Raw genomic sequence first — 11,930 nt, 5'->3', positions numbered from 1 at the left:
CGAGCCACGCGCCGCCGGCGTACAAGGAGGCATCCGTGCCGCATGTCCTGGTCCTCAACGCGTCGTACGAGCCGCTCGGCGTCGTACCGCTCCGCCGCGCGCTCGTCCTCGTCCTCGAGAACAAGGCCGTCTGCCTCGAGGAGTCCGGCGCCTTCATGCACAGCGCGACCCGGGTGATCCCCGCACCCAGCGTGGTCCGGCTCAAGCGTTTCGTCCGGGTCCCCTACCGGGGGCCCGTTCCTCTGACCCGCCGCGCGCTGTTCGCCCGCGACGGGGGCCGCTGCATGTACTGCGGTGGCGTCGCAACCAGCGTCGACCACGTCGTTCCGCGCAGTCGCGGCGGTCAGCACGTCTGGGACAACGTGGTGGCGGCGTGCCGCCGCTGCAACCACGTCAAGGCCGACCGGCACCTGCGCGAGCTGGGCTGGCGGCTGCGGCACCAGCCCGCTCCGCCGAGCGGCCTCGCGTGGCGCATCATCGGCACCGGGCATAGGGACCCGCGCTGGCTGCCATACCTGCAGCCGTACGGCGCGGACGACGCCATGGCCCGGATCGACGGCATATCCGCCTGAGGATCCGGGCCACTGTCGTGTGCGCGCGCTCCGGGCCACCCGGGCGCGCGCTCTTCCGCGCCCTGACGCCGGCCCGGACGTGCGCCGATCAGGGCGTGCTGCCGCCCTGCTCCGACACCGCGTACGCCTCAACCGACCACAGCGAGTAACCGAAGCGGGTCGCCCGCCCGTCGCCCTGGACCCGGACGAAGCGGGTTCCCGGCGCGTCCATCCGGACCGACTCCCGGCCGCCCCTGCCGTCGCGGACGGTCGCGGCGGTGCGCCAGGTGCGCCCGTCGGCCGAGACCTGGATGCGGTACCTCGCCGCGTGGGCGTCCTGCCAGTGCAGCACCACCTGACCCAGCCTGGCCGGCCGGGCCAGCTCCGCCTGCCACCAGGCGCCGTCCTCCGCGGGGGACGACCAGCGGGTGCCGGGGTCCCCGTCGGTCGCCGCGGAGGCCGGGAAGTCCGGCGTCTCGTCCCCCGAGGACGACGCCACCGCCGTGCGGAACAGATCGGGGCCGCCGGTCGCCGGATAGGCCCGTACGGTCAGCGTGCTCTCCTCCCCGCCGAAGGCCAACGGCACCTGGTACTCGCCCGCGGGCGTCCCAGGGGGGACCGTCACCTCGACGGGTACGGCCGTCCGCCTGCCGCGCGGTGCCCGCACCTCCTTCGGTACGTCCACGGTGATGCCCTTCGGGGCCTTGGCGGTGAGCGCGCCGCGTACCTCGTCCGGCCGCTGGGGGGCGACGAACGCCTCGGTGCGCTGCGGTCCGCCGCCGATCGGCGCGTCCAGCTCGTCCCGGCCGAGGGCCAGCCGGGCCCGGGGCTCGTCGGCGAACCACGGCACGAGCGCGTGTACCGCGGGCGCCTGCGGTCCCCCGGTGATCCGGAGGGCGTCCGCGCGCAGCCCCTGGGGGCGGCTCTGGGTCCAGCCGGACGGGGCGAGCCCGCCGAGCGGCCGCCAGCCCTGCCCCGGCACGTGTGCCTCCAGCGTGCCCGCGACGCCGTCCGCACCCGGTTCGGTCATCGCCGTCACGGCTTCCACGGGCCGGACGCGGTCCAGCCGCACCGTGTACGTGCCGCCGGTGCGTGTCACCGGGCCGGGCCGACGGTCCGCACCCGTCCACACCGCCGACTCCTTGGCCACCCGGGTGAGGAAGGGATCGAGCACGCCCTTGCCGACGGTCACCCTGCCCGCGCCGATCTGCGAGCGCACGGGGGCGAGGGCCAGCGACGCCCGCCAGGCGGCCTCGCCGTCGCCGCGCGCCTGGGCCTGCAGCATGTCGACGGCGAGCTCTCCGGCGGTGCCGTAGCGCGCCAACTGGTCCAGCCACGGCCCCACCTCGGAGTCCAGCCGGGCCAGCCGCTCCGGGGCCTCCCGCATCACGGTGAAGGCCGACCGGAGCCGGCGTGCCGCCTCGTCCCTGGCCTTGGCGTCGTTCGTGGTCCGCGAGCGCCAGAACTCGGCCAGCAGGGGCTGGAGATAGGCCGATTCGGTGGGGCTGAGGACGGACGAGGAGTGGTTTCCGGCGAGCGCGCCGAGCGCCTCCCTCGTCCGCGGATCGCCTCCGGCGAGGTCGTCCATCGCCGCACGCCAGGACTCCTGGGGCCGGTAACCCTTGGGGTTCCAGGCGTAGTCGGCGGCCGTGAACAGCGGGATCCGGGAAGCGGTCGGCTGCTCCATGGCGTTGGCGAGCACCGCGGCCGAACCGGACGCCACGGCCGGCTCGCGTCCCGTGTAGGGCCCGAGGAAGATGCGGTCCTGCGCGTAGTCGTTGACGGGGTAGTTGTCCATCGTGACCATCGGGTGCCGGAAGACCTCGCGGGCCCCGGCCAGTTCCCGTCCGGTGATGGTGCGGGGCACGACCCCGACCCCCGTCCAGGCGACCTGGACGCCGGGGTCCAGCCGCGAGGCGAGCGCGGTGCGGTACTCGGTCGCGCCGTCCTGGTAGAACTCCGTCGGCATCACCGTCAGCGGTTCCGCGCCGGGGTGACGGTCGGCGAGATGCCCGGCGATCTCCCCGGCGAGCCGTGCGTGCGCCCTGGCCGCGGCCTCCGGGCCGGAGCCGAAGGCGTCGGGGTCCCGGTCGCAGTGCCACTCGCTGTAGCTGACGTCCTGGAACTGCAGCTGGAAGGCGCGCACCCCGAGCGCCCACATCGCGTCGATCTTGCGCTTGAGCGCTTTCACGTCGTCGTCGGAGGCCAGGCACATCGACTGGGCGGGGGCGACGGCCCAGGCGAGCGTCACATGGTTGCGCCTGGCCCGCTCGGCCAGCTCGCGGAACTCGGCGCGCTGGGCGGCGGGGTACGGGTCGCGCCAGCGGGTCTGCCGGAACGGGTCGTCGCCCGGCGCGTAGAGATAGCGGTTCTGCTTGGTGCGGCCCATGAAGTCGAGCTGCTCCAGGCGCTGTTGATGGCTCCATGGGCGGCCGTAGAAGCCCTCGGTCACTCCGCGTACGGCCGTGCCGGGCCAGTCCCGTACGGTCACACCGGGCACCGCGCGGTCCGCGACGAGCTGCCGCAGCGTCTGGGCCCCGTGGAAGAGCCCGTCCGTCCCCACTCCGTCCACGGCGACGGTGTGGCGTTCGTCCACCCGGCCGGTGCCGATCCGGTAGCCGCCCGCGGGCAGATCGGCGCGTTCCGGCACGCGCAGGGCGCGCAGCGCGTCGAGTGCTCCCGATCCGCCGAGACGGAGCACCGTCCCGCGTCCGGGCAGTTCCGTGTGGACGGTCCGCACCCCCGCGGCGCGCAGCGCCTCGCGCACGGTCTCGACGGCGTGGGGGTCGGCGTCCGGGGCCGCGAGGAGCGTCACGTCCTCACCCAGCGGCACGGCGGGGCCCGTGGCCCTGAGCACCTGTGGCCGTGGCCAGACCGGGGGCACCGATCCGGCGGCCTTCCGGTCGGGGGCGGCCGTGCTGGCGGAGCCCGGTACGTCCGGGGCGGCGGCGGCCCCGGGAGCCGTCCCGAGCAGTCCGCCGATCACGGCGACGGCGACGGCGGTCGCCGTCTGCTTCCTGCGCCCGAACCGCACGTCCGGTCTCCCCTCGACTCCCCGTGCCTCACGGTGCCCCACGAAACGGGTTCGAGCCCACCATCGCTGTGGTGAAGGTGTCAATGCGGCTGACGGTTGTGTCGTATTTGCCCATCGACGCGCGCGAGTCGCGACCGGCCGGTTCAACTCCCATGTGTGAAGCAGAATGTGACACGGAACACGTTGACGAGAGGTGTACGTCTGCGGCCGCGCCCACTGGGTAGGGCTGCCCATGTCCTGTTGCCCCACCGTGAGGAGGCCCTCCGTGGCCGCACCCGCACAGCTTCTGCTCCCCGCCCTGTCCAAACCGGTGCCCGGCCCGCTCACCAGCGAGCCGCCGCTGACCTCCGTACCGCCCCTGACCAGCGAGCCCCCGCTCGCAGACGCCGGTCCGCTCACGAGCGAGCCCCCGCTCGCGGCCGCCCTGCCGCTGACCAGTGAGCCTCCCCTCGTCGACGCCGCCCCCCTCACCAGCGAACCCACCGCCACCGGCGACGCCGGAGGCTCGGAGTCCCCAGGAGTCTGAATGGGCCTGGCCCGGCTCGCCGCGCTGCACGGTGTCGCCACCACGTACTCGCCCTCGGCAGGCGTCAGCGTCCCCGTCCCCGACTCCACGGTCGTCGCGGTGCTCGCCGCCCTCGGTGTGGACGCGGCCACGCCGGACGCGGTCCGCGCGGCCCTCGCGGCAGCCGAGTCCGCCGCCGGGGAGCGGCTGCTCCCGCCGACCGTGGTGGCGTGGCTCCCCGTCGCCGGGCCGCCCCCCGTCGCAGTCCCGCCCGGCGCCCGTGTGCGCGTGGACCTGGAGGACGGCGGCCTGCTGGAATGGCGCGAAATCGCCCCCCAGGCGCCCGCGCCGGGCACCGCCGGCACACCCTCCGCCGAGCAGCCCCCTGCCGGAGGCAGCACCTCCGCCGCACACGGCTGGTCGGAACTGCCCACCGGGGTGCACCGGCTGACCGTGCGCACCACCGGCGGGCGCACCGGCAGCACCGTGCTCGTCGCCGCCCCCGAGGCCGTGGACCAGCCCGCCGAGCGGGTCCACGGCTTCCTGGTCCAGCTCTACTCGCTGCTGTCCGGCCGCTCCTGGGGCATGGGCGACCTCGGGGACCTCGCGGAGCTGGCGTCATGGGCGGGCCGCGCCCTCGGATCCGGGTTCGTGCAGGTCAATCCGCTGCATGCGGCCGTGCCCGGCACGCCGACCGACCCGTCCCCGTACCGCCCCTCCTCGCGCCGGTTCCCGGACCCGGTGCATCTGCGGATCGAGGACATTCCCGAGTACGCGTACGTCACCGGCCAGGACCGGTGCCGGCTGGACACGCTCCTGGAGAAGGCCGCCGAACTGCGCGCCTCCGTCCTGGAGAAGGGCGCGCTGATCGACCGCGACGCCGTGTGGCGGCTCAAGCACCGGGCACTGGAGCTGGTCCTGCGGGTGCCCCTCGGCCCCGGCCGCCGGGCCGCGTACTGCGCCTTCCTGGCCGAGCGCGGCCGGGCGCTGGACGACCACGCCACCTGGTGCGCCCTCGCCGAGGTCCACGGCTCCGACTGGCACGCCTGGCCCGAGGGCCTGCGCGACCCGCGCTCCCCGGCGACGGCCCGCGCCCGCGGGGACCTCATGGACCGCGTCGACTTCCACTGCCGGCTCGCCTGGCTGACCGACGAGCAGCTGGCCAACGCCGCCGCGGCGGCCGGGGACGCCGGGATGGCCGTCGGGATCGTGCACGACCTCGCGGTCGGCGTGCACCCCGGCGGGGCGGACGCCTGGGCCCAGCAGGACGCCTTCGCCCCGGGCATGTCGGTGGGCGCCCCGCCCGACGCGTTCAACGCCCGCGGCCAGGACTGGGGCCTGCCTCCATGGCGGCCCGACGTCCTCGCCGCCTCCGGCTACGCCCCCTACCGGGGGCTGCTGCGCGGACTCCTGCGGCACGCCGGCGCGCTGCGGCTCGACCACGTCATGGGCCTGTTCCGGCTCTGGTGGGTCCCCGTCGGGGCCGAGCCCACCGAGGGCACGTACGTCCGCTACGACGCCGAGGCGATGCTCGCCGTCCTCGTCCTGGAGGCCCACCGCGCCGGGGCGGTCGTCGTAGGGGAGGACCTCGGCACGGTCGAACCCGGGGTGCGCGAGGCCCTCTCGCGCCGGGGCGTGCTCGGCACGTCCGTCCTCTGGTTCGAACGCGACTGGACCGGCAGCGGGCGGCCGCTGCCGCCGGAGGACTGGCGCGAGGGCTGTGTGGCCACGGCCACCACCCACGACCTGCCGTCCACCGCGGCCCGCCTCACGGGCGAGCACGTGGCGCTGCGCCACCGGCTGGGCCTGCTCACCCGGCCGCTGGACCAGGAACGCACGGCGGACTCCGCCGAGGTGGCCGAATGGCGCGCCTGTCTGACCCGACTCGGTCTGCTGCCCGAGGGCACCCACGACGAGGAGGGCGAGATCCGCGCCGTGTACCGGTTCCTGCTGCGCACCCCGGCCCGCATGGTCGGCGTCTGGCTGCCCGACGCCGTCGGGGACCGCCGGCCGCAGAACCTGCCCGGCACCTGGGACCAGTACCCGAACTGGCGGCTGCCCGTCGCGGACGCCGCCGGCCGCCCGATGACCCTGGACGACCTGGCCGCCTCGCCGAGGCTGCACGCGCTCATGGAGGTGTTCCGGCCGGGGTCCGCTCCCCGTACGGGCACCCCGGACGCGCGGCCGTCCTAGCCGTTCGCTACGTTTGCACCGTGGACAAGAAGAACGCCCTGCGCGCCGGTGCCGTCGCGGCCGGTACGACGCTGATGATGCTGCTCATGTCGTCCCCCGCGCTCGCGCTGACCCGCGACGACGGCGACGACCCGGGTGCCGGCCTGAGCGTGGCCGAGACGCTCGGCCTGTTCGTCGTGGCGCCGATCGCGCTGTTCGTACTGATCGCGGGCCTGGTGATGGTCCTCGACAAGTCCGACAGGCCCAGGAAGAAGCAGGCCTGACCTCCTGACGCGAGGCCCGGGACACCGGGCGGGCGCCCCGAACCCGGCGCCGCACCGCGGACCTCCGAGGGCGCCGCACGGTACGCACACCGTGAGGCGCCCTCGTCGGTGCACCGGCGGGCCGCGCCGGGTGCGGTCGCGGGGCCGACGGTACGCAGCCGTCGGCCCCGCGGCGGCGCGCCCCGTGCCGGGGACGGGGTCACAGTCCGCCCGTGAACAGCAGCCGGTTCGGCGATCCCCGGGTGATGCTCCTCACGACGTTCTTCGTGGACTGGGCGACGAGCCAGTCCGCGACCTCCTGGGGGCCGGCCGCGGGGTGGGCCGCCTTGTAGAGCGCGGCGACGCCGGCCACGTGCGGGGCGGCCATCGACGTGCCGTTCATCGTCGTGGTGCCACCGCCCATCCGCGCGGACCTGATGTCGCTGCCCGGTGCGTAGAGTCTGAGGCACTGCCCGTAGTTGCTGTAGTCGGTCTCGGCGTCCTCCGTGTCGGTCGCACCGACCGCCAGGGCGTTCGGCGCGCTCGCGGGTGAGACGCCGCACGCGTCCTCCGCGGAGTTGCCGGCCGCGACGACGGGCAGCACGCCGCTGTCGAAGACGGCCTTGGTGGCGACGTTGGCGGAGGGGGACGTGGAGCCACCGAGGGAGGCGTTCAGCACGGCGGGCTGCTGGGCGTTCTTCGCCACCCAGTCGAGGCCCGCGATGATCCTGGACCAGGCGCCCTCGCCCTCGCAGTCGAGCACGCGCACGCTGACCAGGCGGGCCTCGGGCGCCACTCCGTAGATCGCCCCCGCCGCCGTCCCCGCGACATGCGTGCCGTGGCCCTCGCAGTCCCGGCCGCGGCGGCCGTCGCCGACGGCGTCGAACCCGAGGGTGGCACGGCCGCCGAACTCGATGTGGTCGTAGTCGATCCCGGTGTCGACGACGTAGACCGTGACGCCCTTGCCCGTGGAGGCCGCGGTGAACTGCCCGTCGAGCGGCAGGGCCCGCTGGTCCGCCCGGTCGAGTCCCCAGCTCGCGGCCTGCCGGCGGAGGGCCGCGGCACCGCGCGGGTCCGGGAGCCGGTCCAGGGACGGGACCCGCGGACCCTCGGGGAGTCGGCGCGCGGACACACGCGCGTCCTCCTCCACGGCCGCGACGCCGGGCGCGAGCCGCATGGTCTCCAGCTGGTTCGCGTTCAGCGTCGCGGAGAACCCGCGCATGGCCCGGTTGTACGTGTACCTGCGCTTCACTCCCGCGTCCCGGGCGACCGCGACCGGGTCGGCGCCCTCACGCAGAGCGACGATGTAGCTGCCCTTCACCGGCTCGGCCGACCGGTACAGCGGGGCGGGGGTCGGACCTTCCACGTCGGCCTGCGCGGTCACCCCGGGGGCGGCGGCGGACACGGCGAGCAGCAGGGCGGCGGCCGCGCGGCGCGCGAACAGTCGCATGGATACTCCCATCCGATCGACGGTGATCATGTCACCGCTTTTTCGACCCGGTCGCGCCGCCGCTTGAGCCCTTGTCAGCCGATCGCCCGGACGTGGGCACGGATCTCCCCCGACTGCTGCCGCTCACCCGGGGGTGGGGCGCCCGCGCGGGTGACGGACCGTCCGGACGCGGTGCCCCGCGCGGACGGCGATGGTGGGGGCGCGGGCCGGGTCCGACCCGGCCGGGTGGCGACCGTCGGCATGCTGCGCACCTCGTTGCCGTACGCCTCGTGCAGCACACCGTGGTCCCCGGACCGGCCGGACGGTACGTCCCTGCCGTTCGCCCCTGCCGTTCGTCCTTTCCGGCCGTGTCCACCCGGTCGCACCCGAGGCCCGTCGAGGTACGCGGAAGGTCCGTCGAAGGGTCCGTCCGTGGTTGTTCGCGTTTGGTGCGGTTACCGGAAAGTTCGGTTTCGCAATCAACTACAACTTTGCTTGTTCTTGGTGGGGTTGGCGTGGCTATTGAGACAATCTCACGTTCACAGGCGGTGATTGCGGCTTGGTCAGGACGTCCCAATTGCGGGGCGTGGCAGCGCAGTTCACCGACTCCCCACACAGCGTGAAAGGCACCAGCATGACGATGAGTCACGCCCTGAACCGGGGCGTCCGGGCACTCGCCGTTGCGACGGCAACCTGTGGAATCCTCGTGGCGGCCACCTCCACAGCGGCCGCGGACGACGGGCCCACCCGTGAACTCCTCAGGACCGACTGCGAGTCGGGCGTGGGCAAGTGCAGCTTCAACGACCCGACGCTCGGCGAGGCGTACCTCGGCAAGTTCCGCCAGGTCTCCGACTCCCTCTTCAACTGCAGTACGTCCCCCGCCACCCAGTCGATGACGTGGACCGACTCGGTCGGTTCCACGGACTCGGTGGGCGTCTCGGTCACGACCGGCGGGAACATCGCGGGCATAGTGGACCTGAGCGTGACGGCCACCTACAACCACACCTGGAGCAGTACACATACGGAGAGCAGCTCGCTGAACATGACGGTGCAACCGGGAGAGGTCGGCTGGATCTCCCGGGCCCAGGTGATGCAGCGGGTCTCCGGCACCTGGCAGACCCACTACGACAGCCCCAAGTGGGGCCACTACTACTGGTTCTGGGGCGACACCATCACCGGCCCGGCCAAGAACGGCACGGACGGCAAGAGCAACGCGGTGGTCGTCAAGAGCCGCAAGATGACCGCGGCGGAGAAGAAATCCTGCTCGGCCGGCTCGAAGGCGGGCCGGGCGTTCGTCAAGCAGCACTGACGCGCCGGGCGCGGCCTTGAGCGCGGGGGGCCGGCACCTCCGGGTGCCGGCCCCCCGCGATCGCGGGTTCCACGACCCCGCCGACGGGCTCGGCGTCGCGGGCCACGGCCCGCCGGCGGACCGGCGGGCCGTGGCGGAGAGCGGTGGCTCAGTCGGCCACCGCCTCCAGGAAGTACTCGTGGGTTCCGAGGTCGAACTCGATGCCCGTGAGCGGGCCGAGGACAGCCGTGTGACGCTCTTCCAGACGGTACACGTCGACGAGCCGGTCGGCCGGGACCCCGACCAGGTCGGCCAGGACATGCACGTCCAGGCCCGAGACGTCCGTCTCGCCATCGGGGGAGTCGGAATCGATCCGGTAGGAAGTGATCAGATAACTCACGGCGTCACCTTACGAGACGGATCGGCGGGCTTGGTCTGTTCGCCGGTCTCCCCGTCGAACTCTCCTTGGTGCTTGCCCCGCTTGTTGTACTTCTCCACCGTGCCGTGCTGGGAATCCCACTCGTAGATGTTCCCCTTCGGGTCCTTCCAGCGCTTGCGCAGACCACCGCCGCCCTGGACGGAAGTCTTCGGCTTGGCCTTGCTCGCGTTCGGGAAGCCCTTGAGGGTGTCCGGAGCCTTGACCGGCCCGGTGGCGACCTTCTGCGTGGCGGAGCTTCTGGCCTGAGCCTCGCGGAGTGCCGCGCCGAAACCGTCGCTGAACCGGCCTACACCGTCGCCGACGGTGTAGGCGCCGCCGACGATGAGCCCGGTGCTGGCGGCGATGGCCGGAGCTCCGGCGAGGCAGCCGACGCCCGTCAGGCAGATCGCGCCACCGGCGATGTCGCCGCCCGCTCCCACACCGATCATCACGATGCCGAGCGCCGTCTCGCCGGCACCGATCCAGATCTCCGGAGTGGTCAGAATGGCCTCTCCGTAGTTCGCGACATTGTCCGCGGCGTTGCTCAGCCAGTCCGGAATCCAGCTGTCGTCCTCCTCGCCACCGGGCTCTTCACCCCCGCCGTCGGCGCTGCGCCACGCCGCCTCGGTCGCACGCCAGGCGGCCTGCTCCTCCTGCTGCTTGGCGACAGCAGCGGCGAAGGCCTCCTTCTCCGCCTTCCTGGCGGCAGCGGCGTCCTTCCCCGCCGCGACCTCGGAGGCCCGGGCCTGGTGGGCCGCCGCCCAGGCGCTGTCGGCCGACCCACGGGCCCAGTCGGCTGAACTCTGCGCCTCCGTGGCGGAGTGCAGGGCACGGGTCGCGGCGTTGAGGGCGTCTGCCTCGGCGGCTCGGGCGGTCTTCGCGGAGGCGGCCGCCTTGGCGGCGGAGGTCTCCGCCGCTTTGGCGGAGGCGGTGGCCTGGTCGGCGTAGCCCTTGGCCTGGTCGGCTGCGGCCTTGGCCCGCTTGGCGTACGCGGTGGCTTCGGCCGCGGCCTTGCGGGCGGTGGCGGCGGTCTTGCCGGCTTCGGCGGCGTCCTTCTGGGCGTTGGCCGCGACGTGTGCCGCTCCGGCGATCAGTGCCTGGACCTGTGCGACGTGGGTCGCGGCGAGCTGGTCCTTGCGCTGCGCCTTGTGCCGGCCGCTCAGTATGAACGCGTGCAGCTGCTGCTTCGGGCCTTCCAGGGCGATGCGTCCGGCGGCCTTCAGTTCCGGGCCGCCTGCGTCGATCAGCTGGGCCGTGTGCACACGTTCGTCCTCCACCCGGGCCGTGTGCTGTCCGCGTACGACGAAGTCGCGGTACCGCTCGACCGATCCGGAGGTCAGTGCCGCGCGTCCGGCGTCCTGGACGTTCGGACCGCCCGCGGAGATGATCTGTGCGATGTGGACGCGGAGTTCCTCGGTGACGGCCTCGTACTGGCCGCTGGTCACGAAGGTGCTCACCTTCGTGGCGTCGCCGCGCAGGGCCGTCTCGGCAGCAGCACGGATCTTCGTGGACGGTGAGTCGAGCGCCAGCGCCTCCACGCGGGATCGCTCGTCCTGCTGTGCGGCCTCGCTCCAACCGGTGCGGAGGTAGTCGACGACGGCCGTGTCGGGCCCGGCGAGGGCGACTTCGGCGGCGGTGCGGGCCCAGGAGCCGCGGATCTTCATGGTCCGCACGGCGACGTCCCTGCCCCGGTCCGCGATGCTCTCGATGTCGGCATCGGGCTTCGCGGCCTCGCCGGCGAGGGTCCGGGCCTCGGTCTCGAGCGCCGTGGAGTCCTGTGCGGCCTTGGTCAGGGCCGCTTCCCGGGCGGTCTCCCGGGCTTTGAGGTCCCGGGCGCGTTCGATGCCCTCGTTGGTGCGGGCGGTGAGTTCCTCGGCCTCGACCTGGCGGGCGAGGTCGTGGATGGCCTTGGCCTTGTCGACGGCCGCGACGGCGGCGTCGGCGGCTTGCTCGGCGGCTTTGGCGTGCGCGGTGGACTTGGTGGCGGCGGTGGCCGCGTCGCCGGCGTGTTCGGCTGCCTCGTCGGCGGCCTTGGCGGCGTTCTCCGCGTGCTGTGCGGCCGCGTTGGCGGCGTCACGCGCTTCGTTGGCGGCCTTGGCGGACTTGCGGGCCAGGGCTTCGGCCGCGTTGGCGGCGCGGGTCGCCTCGGCCGCGTGGCGGCGGGCGGCGGCGGCAGCCGCGGCGGCCTCGCCGGAGTGGACGCCGGCCTGGCCGGCGAACCGGTCGGCCTCTGCGGCGGCGGAGGCGGCGGCGTCGGCGTTGGCGCCGGC

9 protein-coding genes are annotated in these 11,930 nt (G+C 74.0%); 5 read left to right on the top strand and 4 right to left on the bottom strand.

From position 1 onward, the window contains the following. Positions 1 to 35 precede the first annotated feature (35 nt). On the top strand, positions 36 to 572 hold the full coding sequence (locus tag QMZ92_RS09000) for an HNH endonuclease (RefSeq protein WP_017944864.1): 537 nt from the start codon (positions 36 to 38) through the stop codon (positions 570 to 572). A gap of 88 nt (positions 573 to 660) precedes the next feature. Here the strand turns inward: QMZ92_RS09000 and QMZ92_RS08995 are convergent, their stop codons facing one another. Next, positions 661 to 3,585, bottom strand: a complete 2,925-nt coding sequence (locus tag QMZ92_RS08995) for a glycoside hydrolase family 84 protein (protein ID WP_283296715.1) — start codon at positions 3,583 to 3,585, stop codon at positions 661 to 663. A 265-nt stretch (positions 3,586 to 3,850) separates the two neighbouring features. On the opposite strand from QMZ92_RS08995, the gene QMZ92_RS08990 reads away from it, so the two are divergent. The 3 genes from QMZ92_RS08990 to QMZ92_RS08980 are packed head-to-tail and all read left to right on the top strand — an operon-like array spanning position 3,851 to position 6,546. Beyond that, on the top strand, positions 3,851 to 4,111 hold the full coding sequence (locus QMZ92_RS08990; RefSeq protein ID WP_269730356.1) for a hypothetical protein: 261 nt from the start codon (positions 3,851 to 3,853) through the stop codon (positions 4,109 to 4,111). Next, entirely contained in the window at positions 4,112 to 6,283 is a 2,172-nt protein-coding gene (malQ, locus tag QMZ92_RS08985) for a 4-alpha-glucanotransferase (RefSeq protein ID WP_283296714.1), read from the top strand. Between the two features lie 20 nt (positions 6,284 to 6,303). Continuing rightward, complete coding sequence (locus QMZ92_RS08980) at positions 6,304 to 6,546, top strand: hypothetical protein (protein WP_283296713.1); 243 nt, start codon at positions 6,304 to 6,306, stop codon at positions 6,544 to 6,546. A 199-nt stretch (positions 6,547 to 6,745) separates the two neighbouring features. Here QMZ92_RS08980 and QMZ92_RS08975 read toward each other — a convergent pair whose 3' ends face one another. Next, complete coding sequence (locus QMZ92_RS08975) at positions 6,746 to 7,975, bottom strand: S8 family peptidase (protein WP_283296712.1); 1,230 nt, start codon at positions 7,973 to 7,975, stop codon at positions 6,746 to 6,748. Between the two features lie 613 nt (positions 7,976 to 8,588). On the opposite strand from QMZ92_RS08975, the gene QMZ92_RS08970 reads away from it, so the two are divergent. Continuing rightward, complete coding sequence (locus tag QMZ92_RS08970) at positions 8,589 to 9,263, top strand: hypothetical protein (protein ID WP_283296711.1); 675 nt, start codon at positions 8,589 to 8,591, stop codon at positions 9,261 to 9,263. Positions 9,264 to 9,411: 148 nt separating this feature from the next. Here QMZ92_RS08970 and QMZ92_RS08965 read toward each other — a convergent pair whose 3' ends face one another. Both QMZ92_RS08965 and QMZ92_RS08960 read right to left on the bottom strand, forming a co-directional pair. Next, positions 9,412 to 9,642, bottom strand: a complete 231-nt coding sequence (locus QMZ92_RS08965) for a DUF7683 domain-containing protein (protein ID WP_283296710.1) — start codon at positions 9,640 to 9,642, stop codon at positions 9,412 to 9,414. After that, a partial coding sequence (locus tag QMZ92_RS08960; RefSeq protein ID WP_283296709.1) for a colicin E3/pyocin S6 family cytotoxin occupies positions 9,639 to 11,930 on the bottom strand: 2,292 nt, incomplete at its 5' end. The genes QMZ92_RS08960 and QMZ92_RS08965, both read right to left, overlap by 4 nt.

The organism is Streptomyces sp. HNM0645 (assembly GCF_030056615.1).
In the GTDB taxonomy this organism is placed as follows: Bacteria; Actinomycetota; Actinomycetes; order Streptomycetales; family Streptomycetaceae; genus Streptomyces; species Streptomyces marianii.
This window is presented reverse-complemented; position numbering and strand designations above follow the sequence as displayed.